The 16,446-nt window shown below is 66.5% G+C and carries 17 protein-coding genes and 1 tRNA gene; 8 read left to right on the forward strand and 10 right to left on the reverse strand.

The genetic code is table 11. From position 1 onward, the window contains the following. Window positions 1-27 precede the first annotated feature (27 nt). Window positions 28-720, forward strand: a complete 693-nt coding sequence (locus tag AC6IW9_RS18645; protein ID WP_497765996.1) for an SDR family NAD(P)-dependent oxidoreductase — start codon at window positions 28-30, stop codon at window positions 718-720. Window positions 721-1,227: 507 nt separating this feature from the next. Here AC6IW9_RS18645 and AC6IW9_RS18650 read toward each other — a convergent pair. Then, on the reverse strand, window positions 1,228-3,261 hold the full coding sequence (locus AC6IW9_RS18650) for an NAD(+) synthase (RefSeq protein ID WP_497765998.1): 2,034 nt from the start codon (window positions 3,259-3,261) through the stop codon (window positions 1,228-1,230). 173 nt (window positions 3,262-3,434) lie between these two features. Between AC6IW9_RS18650 and AC6IW9_RS18655 the strand changes: the two genes are divergently transcribed. Beyond that, a complete protein-coding gene (locus AC6IW9_RS18655) occupies window positions 3,435-4,199 on the forward strand; it encodes a L,D-transpeptidase (protein WP_497766001.1) in 765 nt (254 codons plus the stop codon). A 32-nt stretch (window positions 4,200-4,231) separates the two neighbouring features. Here the strand turns inward: AC6IW9_RS18655 and AC6IW9_RS18660 are convergent, their stop codons facing one another. After that, on the reverse strand, window positions 4,232-4,486 hold the full coding sequence (locus AC6IW9_RS18660; RefSeq protein ID WP_497766004.1) for a phosphopantetheine-binding protein: 255 nt from the start codon (window positions 4,484-4,486) through the stop codon (window positions 4,232-4,234). Between the two features lie 174 nt (window positions 4,487-4,660). Between AC6IW9_RS18660 and egtB the strand changes: the two genes are divergently transcribed. Beyond that, window positions 4,661-5,956 carry an ergothioneine biosynthesis protein EgtB gene (egtB, locus tag AC6IW9_RS18665; protein WP_497766007.1) on the forward strand — a complete coding sequence of 432 codons (1,296 nt, stop codon included), beginning with the start codon at window positions 4,661-4,663 and terminating at the stop codon, window positions 5,954-5,956. Then, on the forward strand, window positions 5,953-6,909 hold the full coding sequence (gene egtD / locus AC6IW9_RS18670) for an L-histidine N(alpha)-methyltransferase (protein WP_497766010.1): 957 nt from the start codon (window positions 5,953-5,955) through the stop codon (window positions 6,907-6,909). Before egtB ends, egtD begins: the two co-directional genes overlap by 4 nt. A gap of 38 nt (window positions 6,910-6,947) precedes the next feature. Here egtD and AC6IW9_RS18675 read toward each other — a convergent pair whose 3' ends face one another. From AC6IW9_RS18675 to petA, 3 genes are read right to left on the reverse strand one after another with little or no spacing between them, the layout of a single operon-like run. Next, window positions 6,948-7,826 carry a cytochrome c1 gene (locus AC6IW9_RS18675; RefSeq protein ID WP_497766012.1) on the reverse strand — a complete coding sequence of 293 codons (879 nt, stop codon included), beginning with the start codon at window positions 7,824-7,826 and terminating at the stop codon, window positions 6,948-6,950. Continuing rightward, window positions 7,819-9,057 carry a cytochrome b gene (locus AC6IW9_RS18680; protein WP_497766015.1) on the reverse strand — a complete coding sequence of 413 codons (1,239 nt, stop codon included), beginning with the start codon at window positions 9,055-9,057 and terminating at the stop codon, window positions 7,819-7,821. Before AC6IW9_RS18680 ends, AC6IW9_RS18675 begins: the two co-directional genes overlap by 8 nt. A gap of 48 nt (window positions 9,058-9,105) precedes the next feature. Next, entirely contained in the window at window positions 9,106-9,624 is a 519-nt protein-coding gene (gene petA / locus AC6IW9_RS18685) for a ubiquinol-cytochrome c reductase iron-sulfur subunit (protein ID WP_497766018.1), read from the reverse strand. A gap of 449 nt (window positions 9,625-10,073) precedes the next feature. Here petA and AC6IW9_RS18690 point away from each other — a divergent pair, with 449 nt between their 5' ends. Further along, complete coding sequence (locus tag AC6IW9_RS18690) at window positions 10,074-10,952, forward strand: hypothetical protein (RefSeq protein ID WP_497766020.1); 879 nt, start codon at window positions 10,074-10,076, stop codon at window positions 10,950-10,952. A gap of 58 nt (window positions 10,953-11,010) precedes the next feature. Here AC6IW9_RS18690 and AC6IW9_RS18695 read toward each other — a convergent pair whose 3' ends face one another. After that, window positions 11,011-11,349, reverse strand: coding sequence for a YidH family protein (locus tag AC6IW9_RS18695; RefSeq protein ID WP_497766023.1), 339 nt, complete (start codon window positions 11,347-11,349; stop codon window positions 11,011-11,013). 247 nt (window positions 11,350-11,596) lie between these two features. On the opposite strand from AC6IW9_RS18695, the gene AC6IW9_RS18700 reads away from it, so the two are divergent. Beyond that, window positions 11,597-11,860: a hypothetical protein gene (locus AC6IW9_RS18700; protein WP_497766026.1), complete on the forward strand. Its 264-nt coding sequence runs from the start codon at window positions 11,597-11,599 to the stop codon at window positions 11,858-11,860. 192 nt (window positions 11,861-12,052) lie between these two features. Here AC6IW9_RS18700 and AC6IW9_RS18705 read toward each other — a convergent pair whose 3' ends face one another. Beyond that, window positions 12,053-13,213: an ISAs1 family transposase gene (locus tag AC6IW9_RS18705; protein WP_497766028.1), complete on the reverse strand. Its 1,161-nt coding sequence runs from the start codon at window positions 13,211-13,213 to the stop codon at window positions 12,053-12,055. Window positions 13,214-13,349: 136 nt separating this feature from the next. On the opposite strand from AC6IW9_RS18705, the gene AC6IW9_RS18710 reads away from it, so the two are divergent. After that, window positions 13,350-13,425, forward strand: a tRNA-Glu gene (locus AC6IW9_RS18710). 94 nt (window positions 13,426-13,519) lie between these two features. Then, window positions 13,520-13,762: a hypothetical protein gene (locus AC6IW9_RS18715; RefSeq protein WP_497766031.1), complete on the forward strand. Its 243-nt coding sequence runs from the start codon at window positions 13,520-13,522 to the stop codon at window positions 13,760-13,762. 434 nt (window positions 13,763-14,196) lie between these two features. Here AC6IW9_RS18715 and AC6IW9_RS18720 read toward each other — a convergent pair whose 3' ends face one another. The 3 genes from AC6IW9_RS18720 to AC6IW9_RS18730 are packed head-to-tail and all read right to left on the reverse strand — an operon-like array spanning window position 14,197 to window position 16,403. Beyond that, a complete protein-coding gene (locus AC6IW9_RS18720) occupies window positions 14,197-15,144 on the reverse strand; it encodes a type I-G CRISPR-associated protein, Cas3-extension family (RefSeq protein WP_497766034.1) in 948 nt (315 codons plus the stop codon). Beyond that, window positions 15,141-15,869, reverse strand: a complete 729-nt coding sequence (locus tag AC6IW9_RS18725) for a CRISPR-associated endonuclease Cas3'' (protein ID WP_497772556.1) — start codon at window positions 15,867-15,869, stop codon at window positions 15,141-15,143. The genes AC6IW9_RS18720 and AC6IW9_RS18725 overlap by 4 nt, the downstream gene beginning before the upstream one ends. A 33-nt stretch (window positions 15,870-15,902) precedes the next feature. Beyond that, the gene (locus AC6IW9_RS18730; RefSeq protein ID WP_497766037.1) at window positions 15,903-16,403 is read right to left on the reverse strand and encodes a hypothetical protein; all 501 of its coding nucleotides are present in this window, start codon (window positions 16,401-16,403) and stop codon (window positions 15,903-15,905) included. Window positions 16,404-16,446: the final 43 nt, after the last annotated feature.

A 16,446-nucleotide genomic window follows, 5' to 3' on the forward strand; every position in this document is an offset into this window, starting at 1 on the left:
GCCCGCCGACGACCGACCGAGGACAGAATGAACGACATTCCCTATCGCGCCGCCCTCGTCATCGGCGCCGGCCCCGGCGTCGGCGCCTCGCTGGCGCAGCGGTTCTCCGCCGCCGGGCTGAAGGTCGCCGTCGCCGCCCGCAGCGCGCCGAGCCTCGCGGCGATCGCCGCCGAGACCGGCGCCGAGGCCTTCGCCGCCGACGCCACCGACCCCGCCTCGGTCGCGAAGCTGTTCGAGGCCGCCGAGGCCAGGCTGGGGGAAATCGACGTCGTCGTCTACAATGTCGGCGCGCGCATCCGCGGGCCGCTCGCCGAGCTCGACCCTCAGGCCGTGAGGCAGTCTTTCGAGACCAACGCCTTCGGCGGCTTCCTCGCCGCGCGGGAGGCGGCGAAGCGTCTCGCCCCGCGCGGCCGCGGAGCGCTCGTCTTCACCGGCGCGACAGCGAGCCTCAAGGGCTATGCGATCTCGGCGCCTTTCGCCATGGGCAAATTCGCCCTTCGGGCGCTGGCCGAGAGCGCCGCGCGGGAGCTGGGGCCGAAGGGCGTGCATGTGGCCCATGTCGTCATCGATGGCGTCATCCGCGCCGCCGGCCAGAGCGACGCCGGCGATTCGACGCTTCATCCGGACGATATCGCCGACGCCTATGTCGACCTGCTGCGCCAGAAGCGGAGCGCATGGTCCTTCGAGGTCGCGGTGAGGCCGTGGGTCGAGAAATTCTGACGGCCGAGGCCACGCAAAGGGCTGTGCAGCCGAGCAATTGTAAAAAAACCGTCAACCGTGTGCGTCGCCGCGACAAAATGTCGCAAAGCCGACGAAAGGGTGCTACAGTGAGCGCGTCGACCGGGACGGATGTCCGCTGAGCGGTCGTTCGCCCCCCATAACGACGAAAAATGGGGAATGCGCTCATGAACACGATCACGGCTATTCTTTCGATCGTCGCGACCTGCGCCGCCGCCGCCGCGGCGATCACGGCTTTCGCGAACCTTTGACGTAGCGTCGATCCGAGGGCTGCAGGAGTTCGGCAGCCCGCCCCACAAGGTCCTCGCCGACGCGGAACGAGCGCCGGCGAGGATGTCGGCATCGGCCGGCTCTGCGTCTACGGATACGAAGTCTGGGGAGGCGAGCCTTTGGGCTCGCGCGCGCCAAGCCCGTCATTACGAGCAGAGCAAAGCAATTCAGTCGCGGGCGGCACGCTTCGCCGCCGCGCTCTTCGCAATGACCAACCGGTCAGGGAATTTCGTCCAAATCCATGAGCCAGGCGCTGGCGTTCGCGTCGCTCGGGGCGCGCCAGTCGCCGCGCGGCGACAGCGAGCCGCCGGAGCTGACCTTCGGCCCATTGGGCAGAGCCGTGCGCTTGAACTGGCTCGTCACGAAAAAGCGCCGCGCGAACACGCCGAGCCAATGCTTGATCTCGCCGAGATCATAGGCGCGCCGTTTCGCCTCCGGAATGTCGCTCGGCCAGCGGCCGGCGCCCGCGTCGCCCCAGGCGTGAAAGGCCAGGAAGGCCGTCTTCGACGGCGAGAAGCCGTAGCGCGTCGTGTAGAACAGGTTGAAATCCTGCAGCGCGTAAGGACCGACGACGTCCTCGGTGCGCTGCGTCGTCTCGCCCGGCACGAGCTCCGGCGAAATCTCCGTGTCGAGAATGTCGCGCAGCACGGGCGCAGTCTCGGCGCCGAAATGCGCGTCGCGCGCGCACCAGCGGATGAGATGCTGGATCAGCGTCTTCGGCACGGAGGCGTTGACATTGTAATGCGACATCTGATCACCGACGCCATAGGTGCACCAGCCGAGCGCGATCTCGGAGAGATCGCCGGTGCCGAGCACGATGGCGTCATGATGATTGGCGAGACGGAACAGAAGCGACGTGCGCGCGCCGGCCTGCACATTTTCGTATGTGATGTCGTAGAGCGCTTCGCCGCGCGCGGCGGGATGGCCGATGTCTTCCAGCATCTGCCGGCAGGCGGAGCCGATGTCGATCTCGTTCGCTGTGACGCCCAGCGCGCGCATCAACCGCCAGGCGTTGCCCTTGGTGCGGTCGGAAGTCGCGAAGGCCGGCAGCGTATAAGCGAGAATGTTTGCGCGCGGCAGGCGGAGTGCGTCGAAGGCCGCGACGGCGACGAGCAGCGCATGAGTGGAATCGAGTCCCCCGGAGACGCCGATCACGATTCGGTCGATCTTCGCAGCCTGCAGGCGCTGGCGCAGGCCGTGCGACTGGATGTTGAAGGCTTCGAAGCAGAGCTCGGCCAGCCGCGCCTCGTCCGCTGGAACGAAGGGGAAGCGCGGAATGTCGCGAATAAGCCCGAGGTTCCTGTCGCGCGGCGCCTCGAGATCGAAGCGCACGCGGCGAAAGCGCGTCGCGCCGGCTTCGATATCGGCGCAATCGCCGAAGCTGCCCTGCCGCATGCGCTCGGCCGTGAGACGGCCGATGTCGAGATCGGCGAAAATGAGCTGCGGAGTCTCGGCGAACCGCTCGGCGCCGGCGAGGCGCGCGCCGTTCTCGTAGATCATCGCCTCGCCGTCCCAGGCGAGATCGGTGGTCGATTCCCCCTGTCCCGCCGCCGAATAGAGATAGGCGGAAAGGCAGCGCGCCGAATGGGCGGCGCAGAGCGTCGCGCGATAATCGGATTTGCCGACGATGGCGTCGCTCGCCGAGAGATTGAGCAGCACGGTCGCCCCGGCGAGCGCGGCGCGCGTCGAGGGCGGGATCGGGACCCAGACGTCCTCGCAGACTTCCGCATGGATGACGAGACCTGGAAAGTCGCGCGCCTCGAGCAGCACATCGGAGCCGAAGGGCGCGACGCGCCCGGCGACCTCGATCTCCTCGCCGGCGACGAAAGCGCCGGAGGCGAAATGGCGCTTCTCGTAAAATTCGCGATAATTGGGCAGATAGATTTTGGGCGTGACGGCGAGAATCTCGCCGCGGCGCAGCAGCACGGCGCAATTATAGAGGCGGCCGCGCCAGCGCAATGGCGCGCCGACCGCGAGAATCGGATGAAGCGCGCGGCTCGCCTCGAGAAGCTCGCCGAGCGCGCCCTCGACGGCGGCGAGCAGCGCATCCTGATGCAACAGGTCGTCGATCGCGTAGGAGCTGACTCCGAGCTCGGGAAACAGCACGATCGAGGCGCCTCGCGCATCCGCCTCGCGCGCCATCTCGATCGTGCGCGCGATATTGAACGCGGGATCCGCGACTCGCGTGCGCGGGCCGCCGACCGCGACGCGGACGAAGCCATGGCTGTGGAGCGAGAAGAACGGGTGAGTCATGAGGAGATTATAGGCCGGCGGCGGCCGATGCAGAAATGGCTCGGAGAGATCGGCCAGTTCTCCAGGAAAAGCGATCGCTTCTCGCCGCCGTCCGCTCGGCGCTGGCGCGGCCGTCGGTTTTTCGCCGCCTTCGTCGTAGAAGAAAGATCGCGTCTTTCGTCGGAGGAAGAAAAATGTCGTTCCGTCGCCGCTTCGTCCTCGGCCTCGCCGCTCTGGCGCTGACCGCAGCGCCGGCTCTCGGCCAATATTACTATTGGCCCGACGGCTCCAACGGCCGACGGGACGCCTATGATCTCTGGGACGACGACCGCGAGGACGACGCCCGCCCGCGGCGCGGCCGCGATCCCTGGCGCGAGGACCAGCGCGACCGCCGCCCGGCCCCATCCGGCGCGGCGCGCGACAAGGGCGCCAAGGTCGCGGCGCTGCCGCCCGACGCCGATCCCGATTATTCGACGCCGATCGACTATGACCATCAGGTCGATATGCGCCGGACGCGCCGCCGCTTCGTCGCGGATCGCACGGGCGAAACGCCCGGCACGCTGACCATCGACACGCGCGCGCGCCGGCTGCTTCTTTCGCTCGAGGACGGGCGGGCGGTGGAATATGCGATCGGCGTCGGCCGCACCGGTTTCGCCTGGAAGGGCGAGGCGCAGATCGGCCGCAAGGCCTTCTGGCCCGGCTGGACGCCGCCGCCGGAAATGCTGGAGCGCCGCCCCGACCTGCCGCCGCATATGGACGGCGGGCTCGACAATCCGCTGGGGGCGCGGGCGCTCTATCTGTTCCAGGGCGCCAAGGACACTCTGTTCCGCATCCACGGCACCAATGAGCCGGAGAGCATCGGCCATGCTGTGTCCTCGGGATGCATTCGCATGCTGAATGCGGATGTGATCGATCTCTATCAGCGCGTCGCCAAGGGCGCGCGCGTCGTCGTGCGCTAACCTATGACGGGAGCGGTCGGGTTCGATTCATGTCACGCCGCCCGTAGCCGGCCGGCGTCCGCGCGCAGCGCGTCGAGCAGGGAGGCGATGGCGCCGATCGTCGCCATGCTGCGGCGGTTGAGCATCGACTTGGGGAATTCGACGGCCAGCAGGCGCTCGAGCTCCAGCATCACCTGAATGGCGGCGAAAGGCGAGAGCCCGGCCGCATAGAGGTCGGCGTCGAGCGGAAGGCTCGCGACGCTCAAACGGCCCTTGTCCTCGATGGCGCGGCGGATGGTCTCGATCATGGCGGCGGCTCCCTGAATTGGCGTTTCCCCGCTCGTATCGGCGAGCGTTCGGACCCTAGCCGGGAGCACGCCCGTCTTCTGTGCGCCGCCGCACATGCGGATTGCCGCGAAGCAGCGTCCGCCTATATGCGCCCTCGTCGACGGCGCCCGGCCGTCGCTGATCGAGGACGCCCCATGGCCGATCCGGCTCTCGCTCTGCCGCCGCCGGACACGCGGCGCGCAGAGAACGATCTTTTCGCGCATCTCGTCGCGACGCGCGACTTGACGCTCGAGCTCGCCTGGCCGCTGGAGCCGGAGGACATGGTCGCCCAGGCGATGGAGGAAGCGAGCCCGACCAAATGGCACCTCGCCCATACGACTTGGTTCTTCGAGACCTTCGTCCTTTCCCCCTTTCTCCCCGGCTACCGCCTGTTCGATCCGGCTTTCGGCTATTGCTTCAACTCTTATTACGAGGCCGCGGGCGCGCGTCAGCCGCGGCCGAAGCGCGGCCTGCTGACCCGCCCTACGCTCGAACGCGTGCTCGCGTTCCGCCGCCACGTCGACGCGGCGCTGCAGACGCTGCTGGAGCGCGGAGCGGATGAGGAGGTGGCGCGGCGGATCGAGCTCGGCGTCCACCACGAGCAGCAGCATCAGGAGCTACTGCTCACCGACATTCTAGCGCTGTTTGCGGCCAATCCGCTGCGGCCGGCCTATCGCGCGGCTCGGCCGCGCCTCGCCGGGCGTGCGCCGGAGCCGACGCGCTGGCTCTCTTTCGCCGGCGGCGCGGCGCGCATCGGGCGTCACGGCCCGGGCTTTTCCTTCGACAACGAGACGCCGCGGCACGACGCGCTGATCACGCCTTTCGCCCTCGCCGACCGGCCGGTCGCCAATGCCGAATGGCTCGAATTCATCGAGGACGGCGGTTACTTCACGCCGACGCTCTGGCTCTCCGACGGCTGGGACGCCGTCCAGCGGGAGGGCTGGCGGGCGCCGGCCTATTGGGAGCGGCGCGACGGCGAATGGCTGGCCATGACGCTGGAAGGCCTCGCTCCGCTCGCGCCCGACGCGCCGGTCGCACATGTCAGCCTCTACGAGGCCGACGCCTTCGCCCGCTGGGCGGGCAAGCGCCTGCCGACCGAATTCGAATGGGAATTCGCCGCGGCCGCCGCGCCGCTCTCGGGCAATCTGCTCGCGAGCGGCGCGCTGCGCCCGCTGGCGCCGGCCGAGCCTTTCCGCCGCCGTCCGCGGCAAATGTTCGGCGACGTGTGGGAATGGACGGCGAGCGCCCACCTGCCCTACCCCGGCTATGAGCCTTCGCCGGGCGCGCTCGGCGAATACAATGGCAAGTTCATGTGCGACCAGCATGTGCTGCGCGGCGGCTCCTGCCTCACGCCGCAGGGCCATATCCGGCCGAGCTATCGCAATTTCCTCTACGCTCGCCAGCGCTGGCAATGTTCCGGCCTGCGCCTCGCGGCGGAGACGCGCCGATGAGAAACGCCCTCGCCTGCGCCGCTTTCGCCCGGCCGAGCGGCTTCGCCGCTGATGTGATCGACGGTCTTTCTCGACCGTGCAAGACTCTCTCTTCCCGCTACCTGTACGACGCGGCGGGAAGCAGCCTGTTCGACGAGATCACCCGCCTGCCCGATTATTATCCGACCCGCGCCGAAACCGCGATCCTCGAGGCTCACGCAGCCGAGATCGTCGACGGCGCCGGAGAGGACACGACGCTCGTCGAATTCGGCTCGGGCTCCAGCCGCAAGACCGAGATCCTGCTGGAGCGCTGCCGCCGCCTCGCCGCCTATGCGCCGATCGATATTTGCGCAGAAGCGCTGGAAGCGGCCCGCGCGCGGCTCGCGCGCCGCTTCCCCGAGCTCCGCGTGCGGCCGATCGTCGCCGATTTCGCCGCGCCTTTTGTACTCCCCCGCGAGATAGCCGGCCGCCGGGTCGTCGGCTTCTTCCCCGGCTCGACGATCGGCAATTTCACGCCGGCCGAGGCGGGCCGCCTGCTCGCCGCTCTCGGTCTCGCGCTCGGCGCCGGCGGGCGGCTCGTCATCGGCGTCGATCTGAAGAAGGACCCGGCCCGGCTCCTCGCCGCCTACAACGACGCGCGCGGCGTCACCGCCGCCTTCAACCTCAATTTATTGGCGCGCATCAATCGCGAACTCGACGGTGGTTTCGATCTCGACGGCTTTTGCCACCAGGCGATCTATGACGAGGCCGAGGGGCGCATCGAAATGCGCCTCGTGAGCCGCCGGCGCCAGGAGGCCGAGGTCGCGGGCCACGCCTTCCGCTTTCGCCGCGGCGAGGCCATCCACACGGAGAATTCCTACAAATACGCCGTCGACGAATTCCGCGAGACAGCCCGCGCCGCCGGCTGGTCGCCGCGGCGGGCATGGACGGACGAGGCGGGCCTGTTCAGCGTCCACGAGCTGCTTTCGCCGTGAGGCGCGTTCTTCCCCGCGAGGGAGGAGGACAATCGGGATCAGTGCGCCTTTTCCCAGATCTTGCGCTTCGTGAAATAGACCAGAGTCGAGAGCACGATCAGGAACAGCACGACGCGCAGGCCGATCTCCTTGCGCGCGTCCAGATGCGGCTCGGCCGTCCACATCAGAAAGGCGCTCACGTCCTTCGCATATTGGTCGAGCGTCTGCGGCGCGCCGTCCTCATAGGTCACGACGCCGTCGGAGAGCGGCGGCGGCATGCCGATGCGATGGCCGGGCATATAGACGTCGAAATATTGCCCGGCCGGCAGCTCGACGCCTTCGGGCGCATCCGCGTAGCCGATGAGCACTGCGACGATATAGTCGACGCCGTGCTCCTGATAGGAAAAGCCCGGCAGCGCGTCGGCGAGGAACAGCGGAAAGCCGCGCGAGAAACCGCGCGCCTTGGCCAGCACGGACATATCCGGCGGATAGGCGCCGTTGAAGGCCGCGCGCGCCGCCTGCTCATTGGCGAAAGGCGGCGGGAGGCGATCGCTGAGCCGGCCCGGACGCTCGAAATAATCGCCCGAATCATTGGGCCCGTCCTTGATCTTGTAGCTCTCGGCGAGCGCTTTCGCCTCCGCCTCGGAGAATTGCGGACCGCCCTTCTCCGCGAGATTGCGGAAGGCGAGCCTATGGATCGAATGACAGGCGGAGCAGATCTCCTTGTAGACCTTGAAGCCACGCTTCAATTGCGCGGCGTCATAGCGGCCGAACATGCCGGCGAAGCTCCATTGCTGGCGCGGCGGATTGGGCTGCGAATGTGCGCCGTCTGAAGCGAGCGCCGGAAGGGCGAGCGCGAGGCCGGCGCAAAGGCCGAAGGCCGAACGGCGGAACGTCGCAGACACCACGGTCGCCATCCGAAAGCGCGCGTCACGCATGAGCCCTCTCCCCGCTGGCGAGCGACGCCTCGATCGACTTGGGCTCCGGCAGAGGTTTCTCATATTTGCCGAGCAGCGGCAGAACCACGAGGAAATAGAGGAAATAGCAGGCGGTCAGAATGCGCGCGGCGATCAGATACACGCCCTCGGCCGGCTGCGCGCCGAGATAGCCGAGACCGATCGAAACCGCGACGAAGGCCCAGTAGAATTTCTTGAACTGCGGCCGATAGACGCCGGAGCGCACTTTCGACGTGTCGAGCCAAGGCAGCGCCGCGACGATCAGGATCGAGGCGAACAGAGCGATGACGCCGACGAGCTTGCTCGGGATCGCGCGCAGGATCGCGTAGAAGGGCAGGAAATACCATTCCGGCACGATATGCGGCGGCGTCACCAGCGGATTGGCCTCGATGTAATTGTCGGGATGGCCCGTGTAGTTGGGCACGAAGAAGGTGAGCCAGGCATAGAGGACGAGGAAGACGGCGATGCCGACCGAATCCTTCAGCGTCGCATAGGGCGTGAAGGGCAGCGTCTCCTTCTTCATGTTCTTCACTTCGACGCCGGTCGGATTGTTCTGCCCGGTGACATGCAGCGCCCAGACATGCAGGCCGACCACGGCGACGATGACGAAGGGCAGAAGGTAGTGCAGCGCGAAGAAGCGGTTCAGCGTGGCGTTGTCGACCGAATAGCCGCCGAGCAGCCAAATGGTGATCGAATTGCCGACGACGGGAATGGCTGTGAAGAGATTGGTGATGACCGTCGCCGCCCAGAACGACATCTGTCCCCAGGGCAGCACATAGCCGAGGAAGCCGGTCGCCATCATCAGCATGAAGATCACGACGCCGAGAATCCACAAGACCTCGCGCGGCTCCTTGTAGGAGCCGTAATACATGCCGCGGAAGATGTGGATATAGACGGCGAGGAAGAACATCGAGGCGCCGTTGGCGTGCGCATAACGCAGCGCCCAGCCCCAATTCACATCGCGCATGATGTGCTCGACCGAGTCGAAAGCGAGCGTCGTCTCCGGCGTGTAGTGCATGGTCAGCACCACGCCGGTCACGATCTGCGCCACCAGCATGAACGACAAAATGGCGCCGAAGGTCCACAGATAGTTGAGATTTTTCGGCACCGGATAGGCGACGAAGGACTCGTGGATGAAGCCGAGGATCGGCAGGCGCCGCTCGAGCCAGCGCGCGAAGCCGCTCTTCGGCGTATAAGTCGAATGTCCGCTCATGAGGGTCGTCTCGGGAAGGTCTTGCTGTGACGGGACGGCGCGCCGCGCTCAGCCGATCTTGATCTTCGTGTCGGTGAGGAAAGCGTATTGCGGCACATCGAGATTGGTGGGCGCCGGGCCGCTGCGGATGCGCCCCGAAGTGTCGTAGGTCGAGCCGTGGCAAGGGCAGAACCAGCCGTCGAACTCGCCCTCGTGGCCGGTCGGAATGCAGCCGAGATGCGTGCAGACGCCAATGACGACGAGCCATTCCGGCTTCTGCACCCGCGCCGAATCGGGCTGCGGATCGGGCAGCGCGGCGAGGCTGACATTCTGCGCCGACTCGATCTCCTTCTTGGTGCGATGGCGGACGAAGACCGGCTTGCCGCGCCATTTCACCGTGACGATCTGCCCCTCGGGAATGGCGGAGATGTCGAGCTCGGTCGACGCCAGGGCCAGAGTGGAGGCGTCGGGATTCATCTGCGCGATCAGCGGCCAGACCGCCGCGCCCGCGGCGACCGCCGCGCCCGCGCCGGTGGCGATGAACAATATATCCCGGCGGTTCGGCTCCGCCTTCGTCGCATTGCTCACTTCAACACCCTCTCTCGCGAGTTCGATCCCGTTTCCTCTCGGCCGAGGCCCATGGCGGCTCCACGGCGCAAATGGAAAATCCACTCGCCCCCGGCGCGCCCGTTCTTCGGGCGTTCCGCTTCGAACCGCTGGCGCCCCCCGGCGCGCGCCGATCAGTGGCGTGGATCGCGACACTTGTCCACAAACGGCCCCCGGGAAAATTTGTCAACCGCCGGAATCGATTGCGCCCGGCGACGCGCGGGTTCGCCGGGGAAAAACCGCGCTCGGCCGCGACGACTCGCCGCGGCCGCGGGAGCGGCCTGCGCCGCCCCCCGAGCCGCATCGTCGCCGAGGCGGTCCTGCGCAATTCCCACAATCGCGCATGCCGAGCTTTCGGCGCTAGCGTTCCTTCGGTTCATCGGACGTCTCGATCGCCGGTGGCCAGAGACGCGCGAAAGCGGAGAACCGGCATGGGCGTCTACATTGCTCATACCAGGCGCAAGATCAAACCGTCCAAGGCCGAATGCGCAGACGCGGTCGACGCCGAGGCGCTCGCCGCCCGCGAGCGGGAACTCGCCGCGAGGCGCGAGCTGCAGCGGGCCGCCGAAGAGCGCGCCAGGGCCGAGAAGGCCGCGCGGACGCTGCTACGGGCCGTCGAGAAGCGCATGTCGCCGGCCGAACCCGACGTGTCCGGGCGCCGGCGCACCGCCGTGCGCGCCGCCGGAATCGTGCTGATCTCCGCGACCGGCGGACTGCGGACCGAGAGCGTCGCGCTGCATCGCCTGCCGGGCAGCGTCGGCTCCGAGCTGTGGCGCGCCGACGTTCGCTTCGAGACCGAGAAAGGCGTCACCCATTACATCAACGATCCCGGCTCTCCCGCCGATCTCGACGCGCTCCACGCGATGCGCGCCCTCGCCCCGCGAATCGCCGAGCATCTGTTCATGGGGCCGCCTTTCGACGATCACATCGACTCCAATAATCTCGTCACGGCGCAGCGTCTCGCCGAATCCTTCATGCACAAGTCGCATTACACCGCCTCCCTCGGCGAAATGCAGAAGCGCGAGCTGTGCAGATCGATCTTCGACCAGCTGCGACATGTCGCGGCGATGCGGCTTCGCCACTTGGGCGGCTCGGCGGAGCGCATCGTCGACGTCTTGATGCACAAGACCAGAATGTCGCGCTCGGAGTTGAACGCTCTCCTCGCCCCGATCTACGACGGCTATGAAGAGTTCCGCCGCGCCGAGGCGCGGCTCGGCCCGCCGCCGGGCCCTGTCGGAGAGCCGCCGGCCGAAGCGGAGCGCCCGCTCGAAGAGGAGCGCCGCTCGGCCACCGGCACGCACGGATTCTGATCCGTCGGACCATCGCGAGATGAGACCATCGCGAGAAAGGCGCCGAATCCGGCGACGATCAGCAGCAGCGCCGCGGGAGCGACGAGTTCGATGCGGCCGACGCTCGCCGGATGAGTCTGCGAATCGTCGAGCAGACGCCGCGTGTGGACGAAGCGCCATATGGCGATGGCGATGAGCGCGATCCCGTCGAGCGCCCGACCGGCCCGGAGAGGCGCTCGAGCCGGCGCGCGATCCAGGCTCCGGCAGGGCCTTGGAGCGCGATCGAACCGCCGACCGTCAGCACGAACAGATTGAACTTCTCGATCACGAAGTCGAGCGCCATCACCGCGATCCCGGTGCGCACCCAGGCGAGAAATGTCCGCTCGCTGGCGGCGTGATTTGAATAGTCGCGAATCATTTCGGTCTCTCCCGACGAAGAGGGGCGCGCGCCGCGTCGCCTGGACGGGATCGACGGTCTCATCGGAAAAGCAAGCGCGTCCGTCGGCCCCGGCCCGGGATTCGTCGGGGATCTTCTCTCTGCGTTCGAGGTCGCGAACTCGTCCCCGCGTCGTGCCGGCGACGAGCCGACCCGCATTCCCATAGACCCGCGCGCGTCGAACGCTATGTGATTTCGCCAGGGCGGGCGGAGGCGCGGGGATCGATCGATGAAGAGGCTACTTTCCGCCGTGATGTTCATCGCCGTTCCGGGAACGAGCGCCGCAATCGAGCCGAGATGCCGCCAAGGGGACGACGCCGGAAAAGCCTTGTGCGTCGCGGGGGTGCTCTTTCGCTGCGCCTGCCGCGAGGTTTCGGGCGCCACTGTCTGCAGTTGGAACAACGCCGCCTCGGCTTGCTCGGCGCTCACCGCGAAGGAAGGCGACACGCAGCCGATCCTGGTCGGCCGGCCTTTCCCGCCGATGGAGAACTAGAGCGGGCTGCGCCGCAGCCGTACGCCGCGAAGCGGTTCGTGCGCTCGCCGTGACGCGCAGCGGTGCGCACTGAGATGCGCTCCACGATGGAATTTGATCTTCACGGGCGGACAAGCTGGAATTGCCGGGGACGAATTTCTTTGGAGCGCGACATCTTCGGAGCGCGACTCAGGGGAATCGGGTGAAGGATTTTCAGGCTGCGACGAGGCTTGCGAGGAATTCGTCGTCCCAGGCGGCGGTCATTCGCTCGAGGCGCTGGGAGTCTTTTCCGGGCGCTTTGCGGATCAGATTATTGGCCATGTGCTCGAGCGTGGTGAAATTTGCCGGGGCGTTTTCGGTTCGCACGCGGCATTCGTCGTCGCGGAAGACCATGTCCAGGACCCAGCGCAGGCTGTTCTCGATCGCCCAGTGATCGCGGATCATCGGGCCGGCCAGAGCGGCGGCGAGCGTCGACGAGGTAATGTAGAACCTCGTTTCCTGCGTGCTCTCGCCGTCGATCTCACGCCGGCTCTCGACCATGACCACGCCTTCGAGGACCACGCCTTCGAGCCTCGGCCAATCGTGTCTCTCTTTCAGCCAACCGATGTCGTGGAACGCCGTATAGCGACGCGTCTCGATGCGGCCATGCTCGCCGTCGAGCGTCTCGTGGCGGCTGACCGTGGCGTCCCCGAATCCATTGGCTTTCTGCTCGGCGGCGAACAGCTTTACGTCTTCATGGAGCGTTCCCTGATTGCCTTTGAGCGCAATGATGTAATCGGCCTTCTTGTCCTTGATCTTCTTGGCGATGGCGTGCTGGCAGCCCATCGCGTCGATGGTCACGACGGCGCCTTCGATCGCCATCATGTCCAAGAGCGCGGGAATGGCGACGATCTCGTTGGATTTTTCCGCCACGGCGACCTGCCCCAGGACCAGACGCTGCCTGGCGGCGAAAGCCGAGACCATGTGGATCGGCTGCTTGGAGCTCTTCTTCGCCCCGGACCGGCGCGAGGTCTTGCCGTCGATGGCGATGACATCGGCGGGCGCCTTGGTCAGCGCGGCGGTCCAGGCGACAAAGCAGCGCTGGAACGCCTCGGCGTCGAGCGTGGCGAAGATGTCGCCGAGGTGATCATGCGCCGGCGCGCCGTTTTTGAAAGGCCGGAAGCGACGCAAAAGATCGAGCTTCTTCTCGCCGAAGCGCGCGATGTCGGTGAAGGCCTCCGCCCCGGCCAGCACGGCGAGCAGGCACAAGAGCAAGATCTCGTCGAGCGGATACATCACCTTGCCGGGCCGCCGTTCGTCCGGCATGTCGTTAAAATAGTGCAGGAACACCGTCGTCTCGGCCAAAGCCGCGCAATCCGACCCGCTCTCGTCCATCGACCTGACCTCCTGCCCGAATCACAGGAGGTCGACTGATTCAGCACGAAAGCGATCTGTCACCTACTTCTTCACCCGATCGCCCTGGAGCGCGACTCTTGCCCGGTCGAACGTAGCGGTTTATAGACCTCTCGTCGCTCCCTTCGTCTAGCGGTCTAGGACGTCGCCCTCTCACGGCGAAAACAGGGGTTCGAGTCCCCTAGGGAGCGCCATTTGCGTATAAAACCGCGAACACCCTTGCCGATTTGTTCTCCGGCGACGAATGGCCTGTTCGAGGCTGGTTTTCGAGCCGTGAATGCGGATGACGTGGTCGTCGGCCTCGACGACCGCCCGCAAATAGGCCCTGCGGAACGACGTTTCGCCGACTGTGATCTTCTCGCGCATGAAGGCCCCGAATCGCTCGAGCTGGTCCGGTCCGAGCTGGATTTGCGGCGCGGCCTGGGCTTTGATCCGCTCCAGCGCGGCTTTCTCCCGCTCCGACTTGAGCGCGGCGAGACGTTCTCGAAGCAGATCGTCCATGTCGGTGACGCATCCTCGACCATTTTGTAGAGGCGCTTGATCTTGCCCTCGGCTTGGGCGATTTCCGCTTGGAGAGCTTCAACTCGATTGCAGACCTCGTCGTCGCCGGCGGCGCGCTTCTGGGCCAGGGACGTCAAGATGCCGGCTAGCCGGTTCGGGCCGAACAGCCGCTTGGCGAGATGGGGCGTGACCAGCCCGTCGAGCCGGTCCATCGGGATCAAGCGCCCCGCGCTTCTCGCTTTTATAATAATAGCTTTTATAATAATAGTATGTGGAGACAGTGGTGCCTATCACTATCGATATAAGCATGATGATTACAACAACCATTGTTGTTGGTGATTTCAGTTCGCTTTTTATCTCATCAATTCGACGCTATCCGGCACAAAACTACGAACAACATTGGGCGGCGCTCGGTCGGCGCCGATAGTCATCTGTCCAGGCTCTGACCTGGCCAGGAGACGAAATCATGCCGCCGAGGTTATATTGAAATATTTCCCCACGGAAATTCGTCGCGCGCGGCGCACAGACGCTACTCCAAGCCGCGAGAGAACGCTCACATTCGGCTCTTTTGCGCCGAGTTCGGAATGCGCGAGGAGCGCGTGCAGGCCGGCGAGTCGCGCCGAGAGCGTCCAGATCGGCCAAGAAATATAGATTCCGCCGCTTTCACTGTAAGCGGCGCCGCGGACCAGAAAACGTGTCTCGTTCCGCCGTCGGATCGCCGCCCCCGACAGGACCGGGAGACCGACCGCGGCCAAGCGGTTGGCCCCGTGCCGCGTTCCTCCCGGATCGCTCGAAGGGTCGAACGCTCGCAACGCGTAGCGGCGATCCTCCGCCGGATCCCAGCGGAAGGAATCAGTCGAGTCGCGGCGCGCCCAGGGCGTGAACAGCGCTTCCGCGATGTAGGACGGCGCATTCAAATCCGGCGGATTGCGCAGTTTAGCGAGAGGCTTCGGCAGTTTTCCTCTCGGCACGTCGGCGAGGCGCTCGAGGAAATGCTGATGACCTTGTCCGAACAGGAAGCACAAAGGAGTAGGCCAGACGCGCCCGTCCTCGCGCGTGGCGCCGTCGGACATCAACGCGCCGAACAATTCTCCTTTTCGAGCGTCGGAGCGCATGTCATCGAACATCTCCCGCGCCTCGCCGATGTCATACGACAAGTCCTTGCGGTCGAAGTCATGAACGGCGGCGAGCGTCGCCGCCCCCTCCGCGGCCGCCTCGGCGATCGCCTCTCGGGTCTGCGGGGCAGCCAGTTCCAGCACGGGGCGAATCGGCGGCTTCGCGCGCCAGAAAGCACGGGCGCGCCATTGTGGACGCGCCTCGTCGAGCGCGCGCAGCAGACCGAGCAGCGCGAGGAAAGCAAGAAAATTGTCGGGCTCCAGCCCTTCGAGCGGCTGCCGAGTCGTCTCGCTCACGCGCCTCCGCCTTTCTCCATTTCTTCCGACGCGCGATGATCGCCGAGCCGCAACGTCGCCTCGGCATGAGCGAGGCCCCAAGCGCCATAGCGCGCATTCAACCGCTCGAACAGTTCCGCCCAGTCGCTCCCCCTCCCATTGAAATCGAGCCGCTCCGGCCCTGCGCCCGCCGGCAGCAGCGCGCCGAGCAAGCTGCGATCATCGCACGAATCCCAAGGGTCGTCGTGCCGAAAGAACGGCCGGCCCTGGCCGTGATGCGCGCCAATCAGGAACAGCGCCAGCTCCGCATCGATGTCGTCTGGATCCTCGTCGAGCTTTCGCGCGGCGAGGCGCACCGAGAGGGCTTCGTGGCGCCAGCAGGCCGGCAAGCCGCTCGCGGCCCGGACACGCTGGTCCGCTGTTCCGCGCGGCCTCGAAGCGCCGCTCTTGGCGAGAAGCGACGCGTCGGGCGCAGGCGCGGCGCCGCCGGCAAGATATTTCTGGAATCGAGGATCGGCCTTGCCGGCGTCGTGCCATGCCGCGGCGAAGGCGATGGTCTCCACGATGGTGCGCGGCAGTCCGATGCGCTCCGCGAACGCGCGCGCCTTGTTCGCGACTTGTCGCAGATGCAGATCGAGCTGCAGGGCTGAGCGGCGAAACGAACCAGCGTCGCCGTCCTCGGTGATCGACTCGGCGGCTTCGTCGGCTCCACTCGCGTGCGGAAGGCCGAAGGGCGCAACGACGATGACTCCTCGGGACGGATCGTCCTCGTCGTACCACTAGCGAGCGAGCTTGGCGGCTGCGAGGAATTCTTCGAGCCGCCGACCCAGCGCCGTGACTGCAGCGTCTGCCTCTTCCTCGAGCGCCGTCAATAGGCCTTCGAGTATCGGCTTGGCGGTCTCGTCTCGCCGCTCGGCGAGAACCCCGGCGATCAACGCCCAGTTCTCCATTCCGGGCAGCCTCGGATGCAGCCGCAACGTTGCCCGGCGACCATCGAAAGGCTTCGCCACAGCGTCCGCGATATCCCCGACCTCCGTTTCGCTCAGGGGCGCCCAGCCGAAAACATCGCAACCGCCATAGGCGGATGGAACGACGATCAGGTCTCCCGGACGAAGGAGATGAGGCGCGACGAGCTTCGTCTCCTCATCGTCTGCTCCACGCCAGAGCAACGCCCTCCGCGGCCTCGATTCTTCGGCCTCCGTTCCGGGCGCCGCGACGCCCTCCACGTCGCCGACATCGGCCGCGGCCTTTCTGGAAAGCCAGATCTGCGCCTCCCACAAGGGGATCTGCAGCGCCTCCGTGGCGCGCGGCGGCAGGCAGGCG

Source organism: Methylosinus sp. shoA, from assembly GCF_059718125.1.